This window comes from Micromonospora sp. MH33 (genome assembly GCF_003013775.1).
GTDB lineage: Bacteria > Actinomycetota > Actinomycetes > Mycobacteriales > Micromonosporaceae > Micromonospora > Micromonospora fulviviridis.
The window spans coordinates 1-18,384 of sequence record NZ_MUYZ01000042.1; the positions used below are offsets into that span (position 1 = coordinate 1).

At 74.8% G+C, this 18,384-nt stretch carries 17 protein-coding genes, 1 pseudogene and 1 riboswitch; of the genes and pseudogenes, 10 read left to right on the top strand and 8 right to left on the bottom strand.

Annotated elements, in window-relative coordinates:
* Window positions 1-443: pseudogene (locus B0E53_RS09780) on the bottom strand (peptidase S8); the annotation flags it as partial.
* Between the two features lie 79 nt (window positions 444-522).
* On the opposite strand from B0E53_RS09780, the gene B0E53_RS09785 reads away from it, so the two are divergent.
* Both B0E53_RS09785 and B0E53_RS09790 read left to right on the top strand, forming a co-directional pair.
* Window positions 523-2,337 (top strand): glycerol-3-phosphate dehydrogenase/oxidase, encoded by a 1,815-nt coding sequence (locus B0E53_RS09785; protein WP_107075763.1) that lies wholly within the window; start codon window positions 523-525, stop codon window positions 2,335-2,337.
* 116 nt (window positions 2,338-2,453) lie between these two features.
* Entirely contained in the window at window positions 2,454-2,909 is a 456-nt protein-coding gene (locus tag B0E53_RS09790; protein WP_246835322.1) for a hypothetical protein, read from the top strand.
* A gap of 3 nt (window positions 2,910-2,912) precedes the next feature.
* On the opposite strand, the gene B0E53_RS09795 is transcribed toward B0E53_RS09790, so the two are convergent.
* Window positions 2,913-4,313, bottom strand: a complete 1,401-nt coding sequence (locus B0E53_RS09795) for an FAD-linked oxidase C-terminal domain-containing protein (RefSeq protein ID WP_107075736.1) — start codon at window positions 4,311-4,313, stop codon at window positions 2,913-2,915.
* Between the two features lie 58 nt (window positions 4,314-4,371).
* Between B0E53_RS09795 and B0E53_RS09800 the strand changes: the two genes are divergently transcribed.
* Window positions 4,372-4,698 carry a DUF4031 domain-containing protein gene (locus tag B0E53_RS09800; RefSeq protein WP_107075737.1) on the top strand — a complete coding sequence of 109 codons (327 nt, stop codon included), beginning with the start codon at window positions 4,372-4,374 and terminating at the stop codon, window positions 4,696-4,698.
* Here B0E53_RS09800 and B0E53_RS09805 read toward each other — a convergent pair.
* Entirely contained in the window at window positions 4,670-5,305 is a 636-nt protein-coding gene (locus B0E53_RS09805; RefSeq protein WP_107075738.1) for a metal-dependent phosphohydrolase, read from the bottom strand. The two genes, B0E53_RS09800 and B0E53_RS09805, sit on opposite strands and share 29 nt — an antisense overlap.
* Before the next feature lie 74 nt (window positions 5,306-5,379).
* Here B0E53_RS09805 and B0E53_RS09810 point away from each other — a divergent pair, with 74 nt between their 5' ends.
* On the top strand, window positions 5,380-6,639 hold the full coding sequence (locus B0E53_RS09810; RefSeq protein WP_246835324.1) for an FUSC family protein: 1,260 nt from the start codon (window positions 5,380-5,382) through the stop codon (window positions 6,637-6,639).
* A gap of 37 nt (window positions 6,640-6,676) precedes the next feature.
* Here B0E53_RS09810 and B0E53_RS09815 read toward each other — a convergent pair whose 3' ends face one another.
* A complete protein-coding gene (locus B0E53_RS09815; protein WP_107075740.1) occupies window positions 6,677-7,939 on the bottom strand; it encodes an aminotransferase class V-fold PLP-dependent enzyme in 1,263 nt (420 codons plus the stop codon).
* Window positions 7,940-7,990: 51 nt separating this feature from the next.
* Window positions 7,991-8,111: riboswitch (SAM riboswitch) on the bottom strand.
* A gap of 23 nt (window positions 8,112-8,134) precedes the next feature.
* Between B0E53_RS09815 and B0E53_RS09820 the strand changes: the two genes are divergently transcribed.
* A complete protein-coding gene (locus B0E53_RS09820) occupies window positions 8,135-9,616 on the top strand; it encodes a PrsW family intramembrane metalloprotease (protein ID WP_107075741.1) in 1,482 nt (493 codons plus the stop codon).
* 24 nt (window positions 9,617-9,640) lie between these two features.
* Here B0E53_RS09820 and B0E53_RS37460 read toward each other — a convergent pair whose 3' ends face one another.
* Together B0E53_RS37460 and B0E53_RS09825 are read right to left on the bottom strand one after the other, a co-directional pair.
* Window positions 9,641-9,808 (bottom strand): hypothetical protein, encoded by a 168-nt coding sequence (locus B0E53_RS37460; RefSeq protein WP_168215283.1) that lies wholly within the window; start codon window positions 9,806-9,808, stop codon window positions 9,641-9,643.
* A gap of 80 nt (window positions 9,809-9,888) precedes the next feature.
* A complete protein-coding gene (locus B0E53_RS09825) occupies window positions 9,889-10,236 on the bottom strand; it encodes a co-chaperone GroES (protein WP_107075742.1) in 348 nt (115 codons plus the stop codon).
* A 151-nt stretch (window positions 10,237-10,387) separates the two neighbouring features.
* On the opposite strand from B0E53_RS09825, the gene B0E53_RS09830 reads away from it, so the two are divergent.
* Window positions 10,388-11,686 carry an AI-2E family transporter gene (locus B0E53_RS09830; RefSeq protein WP_246835323.1) on the top strand — a complete coding sequence of 433 codons (1,299 nt, stop codon included), beginning with the start codon at window positions 10,388-10,390 and terminating at the stop codon, window positions 11,684-11,686.
* Between the two features lie 53 nt (window positions 11,687-11,739).
* On the opposite strand, the gene B0E53_RS09835 is transcribed toward B0E53_RS09830, so the two are convergent.
* Entirely contained in the window at window positions 11,740-13,881 is a 2,142-nt protein-coding gene (locus B0E53_RS09835; protein ID WP_107075743.1) for an ATP-dependent DNA helicase, read from the bottom strand.
* Between the two features lie 125 nt (window positions 13,882-14,006).
* On the opposite strand from B0E53_RS09835, the gene B0E53_RS09840 reads away from it, so the two are divergent.
* Window positions 14,007-14,513, top strand: a complete 507-nt coding sequence (locus tag B0E53_RS09840) for a DUF402 domain-containing protein (RefSeq protein WP_107075744.1) — start codon at window positions 14,007-14,009, stop codon at window positions 14,511-14,513.
* A 7-nt stretch (window positions 14,514-14,520) separates the two neighbouring features.
* On the opposite strand, the gene sigJ is transcribed toward B0E53_RS09840, so the two are convergent.
* Entirely contained in the window at window positions 14,521-15,477 is a 957-nt protein-coding gene (gene sigJ / locus B0E53_RS09845; RefSeq protein WP_107075745.1) for an RNA polymerase sigma factor SigJ, read from the bottom strand.
* Between the two features lie 116 nt (window positions 15,478-15,593).
* On the opposite strand from sigJ, the gene B0E53_RS09850 reads away from it, so the two are divergent.
* From B0E53_RS09850 to B0E53_RS09860, 3 genes are all read left to right on the top strand, one after another.
* A complete protein-coding gene (locus tag B0E53_RS09850) occupies window positions 15,594-16,583 on the top strand; it encodes a PPK2 family polyphosphate kinase (RefSeq protein ID WP_107075746.1) in 990 nt (329 codons plus the stop codon).
* A 120-nt stretch (window positions 16,584-16,703) separates the two neighbouring features.
* Window positions 16,704-17,330 (top strand): DUF47 family protein, encoded by a 627-nt coding sequence (locus B0E53_RS09855; RefSeq protein ID WP_107075747.1) that lies wholly within the window; start codon window positions 16,704-16,706, stop codon window positions 17,328-17,330.
* A gap of 4 nt (window positions 17,331-17,334) precedes the next feature.
* The gene (locus B0E53_RS09860; protein WP_107075748.1) at window positions 17,335-18,339 is read left to right on the top strand and encodes an inorganic phosphate transporter; all 1,005 of its coding nucleotides are present in this window, start codon (window positions 17,335-17,337) and stop codon (window positions 18,337-18,339) included.
* Window positions 18,340-18,384 lie beyond the last annotated feature (45 nt).

An 18,384-nucleotide genomic window follows, 5' to 3' on the forward strand; every position in this document is an offset into this window, starting at 1 on the left:
GGGGCGGACCGGCGGCGGGCGATCCGGTCGAGGGCCAGGGCGAGCAGCGCGGCGGTCGCGGCCAGCGCGGCCAGGTACGCCTCGTGGTGCACGGGCGGCAGCGCCCGGAGCAGGGTCAGCGCGCCGAGCGCGAGCGTGCCGGCCAGCCAGGCGCGGCCGGTCGCCCGGATCGCGGGGGACCGGGGGATCAGCGCGAGCGCCAGCGTGGGCGCACCCACCAGCAGCACGGTGACCAGCGCGACCACCGGCCAGACGGCCACCGTGCGGTCCAGGCCGGCGACCAGCACGAGCTGGTCGACCACCCAGCCGACGAACTGGCCCGGCACCGCGACCAGCACGGCCCAGACGCCGGTGGCCGCCGCGGCGACCACCGGCCACGGGCCGGTGTCGCGGCGGGCGAAACGGGACGGGGGAACGGGAGCGGTGGGTGGGCCGACCTGCATGGCCCTCACCGTACGGCCCGGCGGGGGCGTGCCGCCGGAGTGCGGGGCCGGTTACGGTGGACAGGTGCGCGACCCCAACGTGTCCCGATCCGTGGCCGGTCAGCTCTCCGTCGAGCGCCGCGCCGACGACCTGCGCCGACTCCGCGCCGAGCGGTTCGACGTGCTGGTCATCGGCGGTGGCGTGACCGGGGCGGGCGCCGCGCTCGACGCCGCGTCCCGTGGCCTGAAGGTGGCCCTCGTGGAGGCGCGCGACTACGCCGCCGGCACCTCCAGCAGGTCCAGCAAGCTGATCCACGGCGGCCTGCGCTACCTGGAGCAGCTGGAGTTCCACCTGGTGCACGAGGCGCTGACCGAGCGCGGGCTGCTCGCCACCCGGCTCGCCCCGCACCTGGTGCGCCCGGTGCCGATCCTCGTCCCGCTCCCCGCCGAGGGCGGGGTGCGCGACCTGCCCGGCCGGTTCTTCCGCCGCTCCTACTACGGTGCCGGGGTGGCCGCCTACGACGTCTTCGCCGGCGTGTTCGGCGGTGGGCGCGGCATGCCGCTGCACCGGCACCTGAGCCGGGAGGGCGCGCGCCGGATCTTCCCGAGCCTGCGCCCGGACAAGCTGGCCGGGGCGATCCGCTACTACGACGGGCAGGTCGATGACGCCCGCCTGGTGGTGACCCTGGCCCGCACCGCGGCCAGCCTCGGCGCGACCGTGGTGACCAGCGCCCGGGCGGTCGGCCTGACCCGGCAGGCCCGGGAGGTCACCGGGGTCCGGGTCCACGACCTGGAGGCCCCCGCCGGCTCGCCGGACGCCGAGTTCGAGGTACGCGCCCGCACGGTGATCGCCGCGACCGGCGTGTGGAGCGACGACATGTCCCGGATGCTCAACGACGTCGGGCTGCGCCCCGGCTTCCGGGTCCGGGCCTCCAAGGGCGTGCACCTGGTGGTGCCCCGCTCGGCGATCACCGGCGAGACCGGGCTGATCCTGCGTACCGCCAGCAGCGTGCTCTTCGTCATCCCGTGGGGCGGCCACTGGATCATCGGCACCACCGACACCGACTGGCGGCTGGACCGGTCCCACCCGGCGGCCACCGCCAAGGACATCGACTACCTGCTGGAGCAGGTCAACACGGTGCTGGACCGCCCGCTCACCACCGGCGACATCGAGGGCGTCTACGCCGGGCTGCGCCCGCTGCTGGCCGGCGAGGCGGACTCCACCTCCAAGCTCTCCCGGGAACACGCCGTCATCGAGCCGATGCTCGGGCTGCTCCTGGTGGCCGGCGGCAAGTACACGACGTACCGGGTGATGGCCTCGGACGTGGTCGACCGGGCGGTGCACCGGCTCGGCTGGACCCGGCCGTCGCGCACCGCCGACCTGCCGCTGCTCGGTGCCGACGGGTACGCGGCCATGTGGCGGGACCGGGCCGACCTGGCCCGCCGGCACGGCGTGCCCGTCGGGGTGGTCGAGCACCTGCTGGAGCGCTACGGCACCCTCACCCTCGACCTGCTCGCCCTGGTCGACGCCGACCCGCTGCTCGGCTCCCCGCTGGCCGGCGCCCCGGAATACCTGGCCGCCGAGGTGACGTACGCGGCCCGCGCCGAGGGGGCGCTGCACCTGGAGGACGTGCTCACGCGGCGTACCCGGATCTCCATCGAGACCAGCCACCGCGGCCTGGAGTCGGCGGAGCACGCCGCGGAGCTGATGGGTGCGGTGCTCGGCTGGGACGAGGCGACCCGCGCCCGCGAGGTGGCCCACTACCGGGCGCGGGTGGAGGCGGAGCGGCAGTCGCAGCTGATGGCGGACGACGTCGCGGCCGACGCCGCCCGGCTGGGCGCGCCGGACGTCCGCGGCTTCGCGGCGGACCGGGGCACCGACGGCGACAGCGTCGAACTTCCGTCTTCCCGGTGACCGGTCGGTAACGTCGCTCCGGAGGGTACCGGCCTTACCTACGGAAGTGTAGGTTTCCCCGCGTGGTTCGCCCATCCTGGTCGTGCGTCCCTGCTTTGTCCCTCGGAGTCCTGCTGGTGACCGCTCTCACCGGCTGCTCGCTGTTCGGCCGGGCCGAGGGCGCCACCACACCGGACGGGGCGGGCGCCGTCCCGCCGACCCCGGTCGCGCGGCGGGTCTCCCTGGTGCAGCAACTGGGCCCGGACAGCCCGGCGCGCACGCTGGAGGTCGACCCGACCGGGCGGTGGCAGTGCCGCGACTGCGCGGGCGACGGGGTCGACTCGACCGGGGCGCTCACCCCCGAGCAGACACAGCGGTTGCAGCAGATGCTCGCCGACCCGGCCCTGGCCAAGGAGACCGACGAGGCCCGGCACTACAAGCAGGGCTGCATCGACGCGCTGACCTCGACGCTGCTGATCCCGCCGGGGCTGACCATCACCACGCAGGACTGCCCGGGCGAGCCGAAGCCGCCGGTGGCCTACCAGGTGCTGCTGCTGATCACCCAGGCCACCCCGGCCGAGGACAAGGGCTGAGCGTCAGCACACCTTGCCGGGGTTGAACAGTCCCGCCGGGTCCAGCGCGGCCCTGATCGCCTGGTGCACCCGCACGCCCACGGGGCCGATCTCCCGGGCCAGCCAGTCCCGCTTGAGCAGGCCGACGCCGTGCTCGCCGGTGCAGGTGCCGCCGAGGTCCAGCCCGAGCCGCATGATCTCGTCGAAGGCCCGCCGCCCGCGTTCCAGGCTGGCCGGGTCGGCCCGGTCGACCACGATGTTCGGGTGCATGTTGCCGTCTCCGGCGTGCCCGACCACGCCGATCGGCACGGCGCACTCCTCGGCGATCCGGGCCACCCCGTCGAGCAGCGCCGCCAGCGCGCCCCGCGGCACCGCCACGTCGTCGATGACCAGGCCGCCGTTGCCGCCGGGGAAGGCCTCCGCGGCGAACCTCTCCATCGCCGGGTGGGCCAGCCGCCGGGCCTGGAGCAGGGCGGCGGCCTCGGCCGCGTCGGTGGCCGCGTAGACCTCGTCGGCCCCGGCCGCCGTGCAGACCTCGGCGAGCCGGGCCAGGTCGCCGGCCGCCCGGGAGCCGGTGTCCACCGCCGCCAGCAGCAGCGCCTGCGCGTCGGTGCGCAGCCCCATCGGCCGGTACGCCTCGATGGCCCGCAGGTGGGTCCGGTCCAGCAGTTCCAGCAGGCTCGGGGTGAGCCCGCGTTCGGCGATGCCGGCGACCGCGGTGCCGGCCGCCGCCGTGGTGGGGAAGACCGCGACCAGGGTCAGCGACTCCTCAGGCGCCGGGCGCAGCGCCACGGTCACCTCGGTGATCACCCCGAGGGTGCCCTCCGAGCCGACGAAGAGGCGGGTCAGGTCGTACCCGGCGACGCCCTTGGCGGTGCGCCGGCCGGTCCGCAGCACCTCGCCCGAGGCGAGCACCACCTCCAGCCCGAGCACGTACTCGGTGGTCACGCCGTACTTCACGCAGCACATGCCGCCGGCGTTGGTGGCCACGTTGCCGCCGATGGTGGACGACTCCCAGGAGCCGGGGTCCGGCGGATACCAGAGGCCGCGCTCGCGGACCGCCCCGCCGAGCGTCGCGTTGACCACGCCGGGCTGCGCCACGGCGATCCGGCTGACCGGGTCGACCTCCAGGATCCGGTCCATCGCCACGGTGCTCAGCACCAGCGCGCCGTCCACCGCGTTCGCCGCGCCGGCCAGCCCGGTCCGCGCCCCCTGCGGCACCACGGGTACGCCGTGCCGGCCGGCCGCGCGGACCACCGCCACGACCTCCGCGGTGTCGCGCGGGCGGACCACGACCAGCGGGGTGCCCGCCGCGCACAGGTCGGCCTCGTCCCGTGCGTGCATCGCCAGCAGGTCGGGGTCGGTCAGCACGGCGGCGTCGCCGAGGGCGGTCCGCAGGTCGTCGAGGAGGGGATGGGCGGCCATGCCGGGAAGGCTAGGTCGTGCCGGCGGGGTTGACCAACCGGGCGTACCGTTGGTCGCCATGCTCTACCTGGACCCGCCCGCGGTGCCCTGGCGGGGGCGGCTGTGGTCGCACCTGATCAGCGACCTCTCGTACGCGGAGCTGCACGCCTTCGCCGAGGCGCTGGGCGTGCCCCGGCGCGGCTTCGACCGCGACCACTACGACGTTCCGGCCGAGCGCGTCCCGATGGCCGTCTGGCTGGGCGCCCGGCTCGTCCCCTCCCGCGAGATCGTCCTCCTGCTCCGCGCCGCCGGCCTGCGCCGGCCCAAGCCCAGCACGGTCCCCGCTCCGGCTCGGCCGGCGGCACGGGACGCCGGGGTCAGCGCAGGGCCGCGAGTTCCCGGGTGAGGTTGGCGCGGGCGGGGGACTCCCACCGGCTGTGCGGCTCGGGGAGTCGGTAGAGGGCGGGCAGGGCCAGCAGGTTCGCCAGGACGGCGGCGCGGCCGGCGCGGAACCCCGGGTCGGGGACGTGCGCGTACTCGCGGCGGACGGCGGCGGCGTAGCGGTCGTAGTCGGCTGGCGGGGCGGCCAGGACCGCCAGGTCGGCGTCGCAGAGCAGGGCGCCGTCCGGGTCGTCCGGCCCGACCGCGTGGCCGGCGGTGAGCAGCACCAGGCGGCGTACCCCGGTCACCGCCGCCGCCGGCAGCCCGGCGGCAGTGAGCAGTTCCCCGGCCAGTTCGGCGCTGGCCCGCTCGTTGGCGTCGCCGCCGGCCCGCGGGTCGTAGACCGCGTCGTGGCACCACGCCGCCAGCCGGACCAGGTCCGGGCGGCGGGCCGACCCGGCGTACGCGTCGACCACGTCGAGCACCGCCCGCAGGTGGGTCACCGTGTGGTAGTGCCGGTGCGGCTCCGCCCAGCCGGCCAGCAGCCGGGCCCCGGCCCGTTCGACGCCGGCCGGGTCGGTCGCGCCCGCCGCCCGGGCCGCGTCCCGCCACCGTTCCATCAGCTCGTCCACCCGGTGGAGTCTGCCCCATCCCGGCCGGTCCGGAGGATTCACCGGGGGCGGGACGGGTAGTCCCGGCCATGGCCGTGGCCCGGGACCGACGACCGTCGTTTTTACGACGTACCGCGTTGCGCGAGGGACTGGTCGACGTCGACGGGGCGCGGATCTCGGAGGCCATGGAGCAGCTCCGGCACCGGAGCAAGGCCACCCTGCACGACCGGCTGCACCGGGTGCGTACGGCGACCGGCCTGGCGGTCCAGGCGGGCCTCGCGGCCGGGCTGGCCTACCTGGTCTCCCACCGGCTGCTGGGCAATCCGCAGCCGGTGTTCGCGCCCATCTCGGCGGTCGGCACCCTGGCCGCCTCGGTCGGCCAGCGGTTCCGCCGGACCGTCGAGCTGATCATCGGGGTGGCGGTCGGGGTGTTCGTCGGCGATCTGCTGATCTACTTCCTGGGCACCGGCGCCTGGCAGCTCGGCCTGGTGGTCACCGCGGCGATCCTGCTGACCGTCTTCGCCGGGGCGAGCGTGGCCATCGTGATCCAGGCGGCGGCCACCGCGGTGCTGATCGTGACGCTCAGCCCGTCCACCCAGAATCTGGAGATACCCCGTTTCGTCGACGCCTTCATCGGCGGCGGCATCGCGCTGCTGGTCACCGCGATCCTGCTGCCGCTCAACCCGCTACGCGTGATCAACCGGGCGGCCCGGCCGGCGCTGGACCTGCTCGCCGGGCAACTCGACGCCTGCGCGGAGGCGCTGCGCAACCGGGACCGGGGGGTGGCCCAGCGGGCGCTGTTCCGGCTCCGGGAGAACAAGGAGGAGTTGGCCGCGCTCTCGGAGGCCATCGAGGGGGCCAAGGAGACCATCACCATCTCCCCGGCCCGCTGGCACCGGCGGGACGAGCTGACCCACTACGCCGAGGCGGCGGAACCGATCGACCGGGCGATGCGGAACAGCGGCACGCTGATCCGCCGCTCGGTCACCATCATCGAGGACGAGGAGCCCGTCCCCGAGACGATGCCCGACTCGATCGCCCACCTGGCCGAGTCGGTACGCCTGCTGCGGCACGAGTTCGCCGTCGGGGAGGAGCCGGAGAAGGCCCGGGAGCGGTCGCTGCGCGCGGTCAGCGAGGCCGGCCGGGCGTACGCCGAGGGGGTTGGTTTCTCCGGCAGCGTGGTGATCGCCCAGGTGCGGACCACGGCGAGCGACCTCATGGTGGCCTCCGGCATCGAGCAGGAGGAGGCGAACCGCCTGGTCCGCCAGGCGTTCGGCGACCGCGAGCAGCGCTCCGGCGAAACCACCGAACAAAGCCCCACCCCCAAACCCCCCACCGCACCCCCCGTCGGCTGACCCACCACCCCCGCCCTCACTCGCCCACAGTCCCGGGTCAGGGGAGGGTGGACAGGGCGGTCAGGAGGGTTTCCACGTCGGTTTCGGTCGTGCCGAGGCCCAGGCTGGCGCGGATGGCGGTGGGGGGCAGGTCGTCGCGGCCGCTGCGGGTGGCCGCCTCGGTCAGCAGGCGGCGGGCGAGCGGGTGGGCGCAGAACAGGCCGTCCCGGACGCCGATCCGGTGTGCGGTCGCCAGGTGGGCGGCCACCTCGGCGGAGTCCCGGCCGGCGACCACGAAGCTGACGATGCCCACCCGGGGCGCGTCCGGCCCGAAGGTGCGCAGCTCCACCACGTGCGGCAGGGCGGCGATGCCCGCCCGGAGCCGGCCCAGCAGCGCCTGCTCGCGGGAGTGCAGCGCGTCCCGGTCCGCGGCGGCCAGCGCCGCGCAGACCGCCGCCAGGGCCACCGCGCCGAGCAGGTTCGGGGTGCCCGCCTCGTGCCGGGCCGGGCCGGTGGCCCAGCGCACCTCGTGGGTGCCGGCCCCGACGTGGCTGGTGGCCCCGCCGCCGGCCAGGTACGGCGGTGCCGCGTCCAGCCAGTCCGCCCGCCCCACCAGCACGCCCGCGCCGAACGGGGCGTACAGCTTGTGGGCGGAGAGGGCCAGGTAGTCGACGTCCAGCGCGGCCAGGTCCACCGGGGTGTGCGGTGCCAGCTGGGCGGCGTCCACCAGGATCCGGGCGCCGTGCCGGCGGGCCACCCGGGCCAGCTCGGCCACCGGCCAGCGTTCCCCGGTCACGTTGCTCGCGCCGGTCACCGCCACCAGCACCGGCAGCCCCGGCCGGGCGTCGCGGGACAGCTCGGCCAGCGCGGCGTCGAGGGAGCGGACCGCGCCGCCCGGGCCGTCCGGCACCGGGAGCCGGACCGAGCCGCGCGGCCAGGGGAGCAGGTTGGCGTGGTGCTCGCCGGCGAAGGTGACCACCGTGGTGCCGGCGGGCAGCGCCCGGGCCAGCAGGTTCAGCGCGTCGGTGGTGTTCCGGGTGAAGATCACGTGGTCGTCGGGGCGGCCGCCGACAAAGTCGGCCACGGTCTGCCGGGCCCGCTCGTAGGCCAGCGTGCAGCGCCGCGACAGCGCGCCGGCGCCCCGGTGCACGCTCGCGTACCAGGGCAGCAGTTCGGCCACCGCGTCGGCCGCGGCCCGCGCGCACGGCGCGCTGGCCGCGTGGTCCAGGTTGATCTCCCCCGGTACGCCGAGCACGCCGAGCGGGTCCGGCCGGCTCGGAGTGGACAGCGTGGGCAGCGAGGGTACGAGGGTGACGGTCATGCCGGAGCCTTCCGGGTCCAGGGGACCCCGGGTGGGTGGGCACCGGGACGGGGTCCGCGCTTGCCCAGCACGCGGTTCGGGCTGGGCCCGGTCATCACCCGGGGCACCCCACCGCGAACTCGACGAGGGTTGCCGGCCAGCAAGCCGGGGCTTGACGCTGGCACTCGTGACCTGTCCGGGAGCATAGCGGTCGCGATGCGGCCGGACCAGTGGGTCGCGGGTGACTACGCTGACCGCATGGCCGTCACCCCGCCCGGCGGAGCCCTGCCGCCGCCGCCGACCGCGCCCGCCGTCCCGCCGGGGTCGCCGGCTCCCCGGATGCCGCTGCGCCGGCTCGGCTGGCGGCGGTTCCTGGCGCTGGCCGGGGTGGTGCTGCTGATCGCCGCCGGCGCGGTCTTCATGGTCTTCACCCTGGGCGAAAGCCTCGGCGCGGAGGCGCTGCTGGTCGGCGTGATCGCGGCGATCCTGCCGGTGCCGGTGCTGGTCTCCTGCTTCCTCTGGCTCGACCGCTACGAGCCCGAGCCGCTGAAGTACCTGATCTTCTGCTTCGCCTGGGGCGCGTTCGTCTCCACCGCCATCTCGCTGCTGGTCAACGAGACCGGTGCCCGGCTGTTCAAGGACTGGGGGCTGCCGGCGGCGCTGACCGCCGTGCTGGTCGCCCCGTTCATCGAGGAACTGACCAAGGCGGCCGGGCCGCTGCTGCTGCTGATCTTCCGCCGCCGGGAGTTCTCCGGGGTCACCGACGGCCTGGTCTACTGCGGGCTCTCCGCGGTCGGCTTCGCCATGGTGGAGAACATCCTCTACCTGGGCGGGTACGGCTACCGCGCCGGCGTCCAGGAGTACGGGCCGGCCACCGGCGCGCGTCAGGTCATCGCCATCTTCATCGTGCGGATCCTGCTCTTCGGTTTCGCCCACCCGCTGTTCACCTCGATGACCGGCGTGGGGCTGGGGGTCGCCGCGCGTACCGCGGACCGGCGGGTGCGCTTCCTCGCTCCGATCGCCGGCCTGCTGCTGGCCATGATGTTGCACGGCACCTGGAACCTGCTGCCCTCACTGGCCGCCGCCACCGGCCAGCCGCTGATCGCGCTCTACGGCTACATCGGCGTGATGGTGCCGATCTTCTTCGGCATGGTGGGGCTGGCCGTCTGGCTGCGTGCCTGGGAGGGGCGGCTCACCGAGCGCACCCTGCCCGACTACGTCCGGGCCGGCTGGCTCACCCCGCCCGAGGTGGCCGCGCTGGGCAGTCTCGGCCGGCGGCACGCCGCCCGGACCTGGGCCCGGCGGGTGGCCGGTGACGGCGGGGTGCGGGCGATGCGCGGCTACCAGTTCGCCGCCACCCGGCTGGCGCTGCTGCGCGACGGGATGCGCCGGGGGCTGGACCGCAAGCCCGCCGAGCGGGACCGGACGGCGCGGGAGGAACGGGAGCTGCTGGACGCGATCGGGGCGTACCGGGCGTTCTTCGTGGGCCGTGACCCGCAGGCGCCGGTCGGGGTCTGGGACGGGCAGCGCTACCACCTGCGCTTCCCCGACGGGTCGCAGCGCGCGGTCGAGGCCCCGGACGAGCCGGTGGTGCCGATCCCGGTGGTGCTGGCCCCGCCACCGCCGCCCGCCTCTCCGGCCGGCTACGGCCCGCCCGGCTGGCCCGGCCATCGCCCCGCCTGGCCCCCGCACGCCTGAACGAACCGTCCCGGGGCCGGCTCCTCAGGTCATCAGGCCGGTGAGAAAGTCGCCGAGACCCTGGGCGATGGCCATGAGGGCCACCCCGATCCCCTTGAACAGCTGGGCCGCGCCGTCCGGCCGGAACGCCATGAAGTAGATCAGGAACGCGAGGAATCCCCAGGCAAGTATCTTCTTGATGACTACCGGCATGATCCCTCCCCAGGGCGCTGTCGTGCCTGGGGCTTCCCGCCGGGCAGCGGTACAAACGGCGCCCGCGGCGCGGGCGGCGCCTACAGGTAGAGGCCGCTCGATCCGGTCGGCTCGTTCTCCACCCGCTCGGCCGCGACGGCGTGCACGTCCCGCTCGCGCAGCAGGACGTACGCCCGGCCGTGCAGCTCGACCTCGGAGCGGTCGTCCGGGTCGAACAGCACCCGGTCGCCGGAGACGACGGAGCGGACGTTCGGGCCCACGCCCACCGCGGTGGCCCAGGCCAGCCGCTTGCCGACGGCGGCGGTGGCCGGGATGACGATGCCGGCGGTGGAGCGGCGTTCCCCCTCGCCGTTCTCGGTACGCACCAGCACGCGGTCGTGCAGCAGGCGGATCGGAAGGCCGGCGTCGAGGTCCTGGTCGGCGGTCACGCGAAGACGCTACCGCGTGCCCGGTCGTCGGTGCCGGCGTGGTTGGGCGGAGCGGCAGGGGGGCAAGTCTGGCGCAGCCGCCCTAGGGTGGGGCGGACAGACGTATCCTGTCCCCCTGTCTCGGGGGCGGACCAGTTTGCGGGAGGTGCGCTTGAGCCGCTTCGAGCGGATGCGTGGACGGCTCCGCCGCGCGTACGAGTCCGGCCGCGAGTCGGCGCGGGCCCGGCGGGCCGATCCGGACCGGTCGGCGGAGGAGTCGGGCACGGCCTCGCCCTCCTCGCCGGGCCCGGCCGCGCCCCCGGCGGCGCCCGTGGTGGACGCGGAGCCGCCGGCCCCCGTGCACGCCTCGACCACCAGCCAGGACGACGTGGAGGTGCCGCACGCGCTGCGGATCGCCGCGGCCTGGTGCTGGCGGCTCATCGTGGTCGGCATCGTCACCTGGTCGCTGCTCAAGATCGTCGGCACGATCCGCATCGTGATCATCCCGCTGGCGGTCGCGCTGCTGCTCTCCGCGTTGCTCGCCCCGGCGGTCGGCTGGCTGCTCAGGGCCCGCCTGCCCCGGTCGCTGGCCACCGGCGTGGTGCTGGTCGGCGGCCTGGCCGCGGTGATCGGCACGCTGACCCTGGTGGTGAACGAGTTCATCCAGGGCGTACCGGAGCTCAGCGAGAAGTCGTCCCAGGGCGTCCGGCAGATCCAGAACTGGCTCAAGACCGGCCCGTTGCACCTTTCCGACGGTCAGCTCAACCGCTACATCGACGAGGCGCAGAACTGGATCAACGACAACACCGAGAAGTTCACCAGCGGGGCGCTCAACACGGCGGCCACCCTGGCCGAGGTGCTCACCGGCACCGTCCTGGTGCTCTTCGCGACCTTCTTCTTCCTCCGGGACGGCAGCAAGATCTGGCGGTTCCTGGTCCGGCTGCTGCCGGTGAAGGCCCGCTGGAAGGTCGACGACGCCGGCCGGGCCTCCTGGGCGACGCTGGGCGCCTACGTGCGGGCAACCGTGCTGGTCGCCTTCATCGACGCCGTGGGCATCGGCATCTTCCTGGTCGTCTTCGACATCCCGTTCGCGTTCCCGCTGGCCGCGCTGGTCTTCCTGGGCGCGTTCATCCCGATCGTCGGTGCCTTCCTGTCCGGCGTGGTGGCCGTGCTGGTGGCGCTGGTCGACAGCGGCCCGGTGACCGCGCTGATCATCCTGGGCGCGGTGATCGGCGTGCAGCAGGTCGAGGGGCACGTGCTCCAGCCGCTGATCATGGGCCGGGCGGTGGCCATCCACCCGCTCGCCGTGATCATCGGCATCGCCGCCGGCGTGGTGCTGGCCGGCATCGCGGGCGCGCTGGTCGCGGTGCCGCTGATCGCCGTGCTCAACACCGCGGTCCGCCGGCTCGCCGCGCGGACCGTACCGGACACCCCGCCCGACGCCGTGGTGGTCGCCTCCCAGGCGCCCTGACCCGACCGACCCGCCGACGCCCGCGTCGCCCCCGCCTGGGGGAGGCGCGGGCGTCAGCTCTTGCCGAGCCGCTCCAGCGCGCCCCGGGCCACGTCCGGCCGGGTGGTGTACCAGAACGGGGGCAGCGAACGGCGCAGGAACGGGCCGTAGCCCCGGGCGGTCTCCAGCCGGGAGTCGAGCACCGCCACCACGCCCCGGTCGCCGGTGGCCCGGATCAGCCGGCCGACCCCCTGCGCCAGCCGGACGGCCGCGATCGGCACGCTCACCGCCGCGAAGCCGGAACCACCACCGGCATCCACGGCCGCCGCCCGGGCCGCCGCGAGCGGCTCGTCGGGCCGGGGGAAGGGCAGCCGGTCGATCACCACGAGCTGGCAGGAGTCGCCCGGCACGTCCACCCCCTGCCAGAGCGACATCACCCCGAACAGGCAGCTCTCCCGCTCCTCGCGGAACCGGCGGACCAGCAGCGGCAGCGACTCCTCGCCCTGGAGCAGCACCGGCAGGTCGGTGCGCGCGCGGAGCAGCTCCGCCGCCTGCTGCGCGGCCCGCCGGGAGGAGAAGAGCCCGAGGGTACGCCCACCGAGCGCCCCGACCAGCGCCAGCAGCTCCTCGCCGGCCGCCTCGGGCAGCCCGGAGACGCTGGGCCGGGGCAGGTGCGCGGCGACGTACAGGATGCCCTGCCGGGCGTAGTCGAAGGGTGAGCCGACGTCGAGCGACGTCCAGCCGGGCCCCTCGGTGGCCGGAACCGTGCCGGTCGCCGCCCGGCTGCCGTCGGCACTCGCCACCGGGGGCGTGGTGCCGGCGCGGCCGGCGGCGGCCGCGGTGGCCAGCGCGGCCGCGGCCGGGGAGGGCGGGGCGGGCGGCGGCGCGTCCAGCCCCAGTGCCCGGGCCACCGTGTCGAACCGGCCGCCCAGCGCCAGGGTGGCCGAGGTGGCGACCACGGTGCGCTCGTCGTAGAGATGGGTGGCGAGGGTGCCGGCGACCGAGAGCGGCGCGACCACCAGCGCCCGGCGGCTGCCGTTCTCGGGCTTCTCCACCCAGGCCACGTCGTGGTCGGCCTCCTCCAGCAGCCGCTGCGCGGTGGTGGAGAGTTCGTCCAGCGCGGCCTTGGCCTGCTGCTTGCGCACCGGGTCCGGGTCGTCGGCCTTGATGTCGCCGATCGACTCCAGCGCGGCCCGGGTGGCCGCGTCGAGCAGGGTGCACGCCTCGCGCAGCGCGGGCGGCAGGCCGGCGGTGAGCCGCCCGGCCGGCGCCTCGGCCAGCCCCACGGCGAGGGCGTCGCCGGCCTCGGTGAGCCGTTCGGCCAGCTCGGGGCGGAGCAGCGGCCGGGCCCGGCGGGCGGACCGGTCGATCAGTTGCGGTTCCAGCTCGGCCTGGGCCGCCGAGGAGACCCGGTCGGCCAGCTCGTGCGCCTCGTCCACCACGAGCAGCTTGTGCGGCGGCACGATGTGCCGGCCGGCGAGCATGTCGACGGCGAGCAGGCTGTGGTTGGTCACCACGATGTCCGCCTCGCGGGCCCGGGCCCGGGACGCCTCCGCGAAGCACTCCTGGCCGAACGGGCAGCGGGTGGCGCCCACGCACTCCCGGGCCGGCATCGAGGCGCTCCGCCACACCTGGTCGTCCACACCCGGGTCCAGCTCGTCGCGGTCGCCGGTGGCAGTCTTCTCCGCCCAGTCGCGCAGCCGCTGCATCTGCTTGCCCAGCCGGCCCGCCTCGCCGAGCCACTTGGTGCCGCCGCCGGGGCGCGGGGCGTCGAAGAGAGTGTCCTCCGGCTCCTCCTCGACCGAGTTGTCGAGCCGGGCCAGGCAGAGGTAGTGGTGCCGCCCCTTGAGCACGGCGAAGGTGGGGCGGCGGCCGAGCACCGGCTCGACCGCGTCGGCCAGCCGGGGCAGGTCGTGGTCGACCAGCTGGGACTGCAACGCCAGGGTGGCGGTGGAGACCACCACGGGGCCGTCCACGGTCAGCGCCGGGGCCAGGTAGGCCAGCGACTTGCCGGTGCCGGTGCCGGCCTGCACGAGCAGGTGCTCGCCGGAGGCGATGCTCCGCTCGATCGCCTCGGCCATCTGCTGCTGGCCGGGGCGGGCCGCGCCGCCGGGGACCGCGCCGACCGCGGCGGCCAGTAGCTCGCCCCCGCCGGGCCGGCCGCCTCGTCGCTTCCTGGGAACGGCGGGGCCGGTGGCGGTGCGGGGCGTGGTCACCGTGCGACCGTACCCGTCGCCGCCGACAGGGGGTGGGTCGCTCCGCCCGCGTGGCGTGGCCGGCGGGTCGCGTCCGGTTACCTGCCGATCGCGTCGCGTGGCCGGAATCGGTTAGGGTGCCAATCATGCCGAGCGACGTGGTCCGCGTGATCTACCGCAAGTACGACGGCAGCGCCCACCGCGACTACCCGGCCCGTCGGCTCGCCGAGGACGACCTCGGTGTCTGGCTCGGCGTGCCGGCCGGCACCGAGTCGGTCTACCACGGCCGGCCGTCCGTGGAGCAGATCCCGTTCGTCCTGCTGGTGCCCCGGCACGGCTGGTGGACCGGCATGTTCAACCCGCCGCCGCGCACCAGCGAGGTCTACTGCGACATCACCACCCCGGCCCGCTGGGAGGGGGAGCAGACGGTCCACCTGGTCGACCTCGACCTGGACGTGGTGCGCCGCCGGGAGACCGGCCTGGTCGAGCTGCGGGACGAGGACGAGTTCGCCGAGCACCGGGCCCGCTGGGCCTATCCCGACGACGTGGTGGCCGAGGCGGAGGCGGCGGCGCGCTGGCTGCTCGGCGCGCTCGGTGACGGCACCGAGCCGTTCGCCACCTCCTACCGGAAGTGGCTGGCCCTGGTCGTCTGAGCCGGCCTCAGATCCGCGGCGGCCAGTCCGCGTCGGCCCCGACACCGCTCAGGTGGGCCACCTTCTCCGGGTTGAGCTGGTTGAACACGCCGGTGATCCGCCCCTCGTGCACGGCGAACGAGGTGACCATCCGCAGCGGTCGCCCGTCCCGGAACACCGTCTCCGCCTGCCAGCCCAGCGCGCCGTCGACCAGCACCGGCCGGGCGTGCAGGGGACCGCCCCAGCGGGCGGCCTGGCCGAAGAGGCCGAGGATGAAGCGGCCGGCCAGGTCGGCGCCGACCACCGGCCGGCGGGCGGCCGGGAAGTGCCCGCCACTGTCGCCGATCACCACCACGTCCGGGGCGAGCACCTCGACCAGCCGGTCCAGCTCCCCGGACTCGACCGCCGCCACGAACGCGGCGAGCACCTTGTGCTGCTCGGCCAGGTCGGCGGTGTGCCGGGGGACGTCCGGCGCGGTGACCGCGCGGCGGCCCCGGGAGGCGAGCTGCCGGGCGGCCGCCGGGGTGGTGCCGAGCACGTCGGCGACCGTGGCGAACGGCACCGCGAAGACGTCGTGCAGGACGAACGCCACCCGCTGCTCCGGGGTGAGCCGCTCCAGCACCACCAGCAGGGCGGTGCCGAGCTGGTCGGCCCGGACCGCCCGCTCGGCCGGGTCGGGGGCGAACCCGTCCGCGGTCGGCGCCGCGCTCACCACCGGCTCCGGCAGCCACTGGCCGGGGTACGCCTCGCGGCGTACCCGGGCGGAGCGGAGCACGTCGAGGCAGATCCGCGAGCAGGTGGTGGTGAGCCAGCCGCGCAGGTCGCGGACCTGTGCCCGGGCGGCCGGGTCGGCGAGCGCGCCCGCGTACCGCAGCCAGGTCTCCTGGACCGCGTCCTCGGCCTCGCTCCGGCTGCCCAGCATCCGCTGCGCCACCGCCAGCAGGTGCCCGCGTTCCGCCTCGAACTCCGCCGCCAGCTCCTGCACGTCGCGCTCCTCCCGCCCGGAGTCCCCATTCTCCCCGTACCCCTGGATGCGCCGCCGCCCCCCGGCGTGACACCGCTCGGGAGGCGGGGGCGGGCGGGGTGGGTGAGGATCGGGGGATGAGCGGTGTCGACGAGGTGGTGCGGCCCGAGGGCGGGTCGATGCGGGAGCTGCTCCGGGCCGGCCCGGGCGCGGTGGACCTGGCGGTGGTGGATCCCCGGTCGACCCCGGGGCTGCCGGCGGCGGCCGGGCGCGGCAAGGGGCGCAAGGAGTGGGCGCGCGGGCAGGTCGAGCTGCTCGGCGCGGAGCTCGGCCGGCAGCAGGAGATGCTGTACGCGTCCGCGAAGGGCGCCGCCGGCCCGGGGAGCGCGACCAGCGCCCCCACCCAGGCCGGCGCCCACCTGGCCGGCGACCGCCCGCGCCGGGTGCTGCTGGTGCTCCAGGCCATGGACTGTGGCGGCAAGGACGGCACGGTCAAGCGGGTGGCCGGCGCCATGAACCCGCTCGGCCTGCACATCCGTTCGTTCGGCCCGCCGACCGAGGAGGAGCGGCGGCACGACTTCCTGTGGCGGATCCGCCGGGCCCTCCCGCCCCCCGGCTACGTGGGCGTCTTCAACCGCTCCCACTACGAGGACGTGCTGATCGCCCGGGTCGAGGGCCTGGTGGACGAGACCACCTGGCGGGGCCGCTACGAGTTGATCAACGACTTCGAGCGGGAGCTGGCCGGCAACGCGGTCACCGTGGTGAAGGTCATGCTGCACATCTCGTACGCCGAGCAGGGCGAGCGGCTGATGGAGCGGCTCACCGACCCGACGAAGTACTGGAAGTACAACCCGAGCGACCTGGACACCCGGGCACACTGGGACGACTACCAGGCCGCGTACGCCGAGGCGATCGAGCGGTGCGGCCCGGACGACGCGCCCTGGTTCGTGGTGCCGGCGGACCGGAAGTGGTACCGCGACTGGGCGGTGGCGCACCTGCTCAGGGAGACGTTCGGCGGGTTGGATCTCGGGTATCCGCCTGCCGATTTCGACCTCGTGCGGGAGCGGGACCGGCTGCGGAGCGAGGGCCGGACGGGTGAAGGTGAACAGCAGGTGAACGAGCGGTGAATCGGGCCTGACCAGGGGTGGGCCGGGCGTTGCCCGGTTCCACGTGGTACCTAGCATGCGCAGAGCAGACGCCTTCCGGGGCGACGGCCACCCTTCCACCGACACGACGAGGTCCGTGCTGTGAAGTTTTCCTTCCGTCCCACCGAGGGCGCCTTCTACGAGCTCTTCACCAGGGCCGCGCAGAACCTGGTGAAGGGGACCGAGCTGCTCAACGAGCTGGGTCTGCCGGGTGTCGAGGTCCAGTCGGTGAGCGAGCGGCTCACCGAGGTCGAGCACGACAGCGACCAGATCACCCACGAGCTCTACAAGAAGATCAACTCCACCTTCATCACCCCGTTCGACCGGGAGGACATCTACCGTCTGGGCTCGCTGCTCGACGACGTGATGGACCACCTGGAGGCGGTCGGCAACCTGCTCTACCTCTACGGCCTGACCAAGCTGCCGTCGCTGCCGCGCGAGATGCACGAGCTGGTGAACGTCCTCGACCAGCAGGCCAAGCTGACCGCCGAGGCGATGCCCCGGCTGAAGTCGATGAAGGATCTCGAGGACTACTGGATCGAGTGCAACCGCCTCGAGAACGACGGTGACCAGGCGTACCGGATGCTGCTGGTCCGCCTCTTCAGCGGTGAGTACGACGCGCTCACGGTGCTGAAGATGAAGGAGGTGGCCGACGAGCTGGAGGCCGCCTGCGACGCCTTCGAGCACGTGGCGAACACCGTCGAGACCATCGCGGTCAAGGAGTCCTGATCCCGTGACTCCCGAACTCATCGCCGTGCTGGCGGTGATCGTGGTCGCCATGGCGTTCGACTACACGAACGGCTTCCATGACGCGGCCAACGCGATCGCCACCAGCGTGTCCACCCGGGCGCTGACACCCCGGGTCGCCCTCGCGCTGGCCGCCGTCGGCAACTTCGTCGGCGCGCACTTCGGCGCCGGGGTGGCCAAGACGGTCGGCGACGGCCTGGTCACCCTGCCGCCCGGGGTGGCCAGCCTGGGGGTGGTCTTCGCCGGCGTGCTCGGCGCGATCGCCTGGAACCTGATCACGTGGTACTTCGGCCTGCCGTCGTCCTCCTCGCACGCCCTCTTCGGCGGCCTGGTCGGGGCGACCCTCTTCGCCGCCGACGGCGTGGTGCAGTGGGGCAACATCGTCGAGAAGGTCATCATCCCGATGGTGCTCTCGCCGGTGGTCGGCCTGATCCTCGGCTTCCTGGTGATGCTGGGCATCCTGTGGCTGTTCCGGAAGGGTCAGCCCGGCAAGCTCAACCGGGGCTTCCGGTGGGCGCAGACCGCCTCGGCGGCCGCCATGTCGGTCGGCCACGGCATGCAGGACGCCGCGAAGACCATGGGCATTATCGTGCTGGCCCTCTACACGGGCGGCTACCAGGACAACAAGACGCACATCCCGCAGTGGGTGTTCTGGACCTCGGCGGCCATGCTGGCGGCCGGCACCTACGCGGGCGGCTGGCGGATCATCCGGACCCTGGGCCGGAAGATCATCGACCTGGGCCCGCCCGAGGGCTTCGCGGCCGAGACCGTGGCCAGCGCCGTGCTCTACTTCAACGCCCTGGTGCTGAAGGCCCCGATCTCCACCACCCACACGATCACCTCGGCGATCATGGGTGTCGGCGCGACCAAGCGGCTCTCCGCCGTCCGCTGGAACGTGGCCGGCAACATCGTGATCGCCTGGATCATCACGTTCCCGGCCTCCGCGGCCATCGCCTGCCTGGCATACCTGCTGGTCCGCCCGCTGTTCTGAGTGCCTGACGCGTGAGGGGTCCCCCGCCGTGGCGGGGGACCCCTC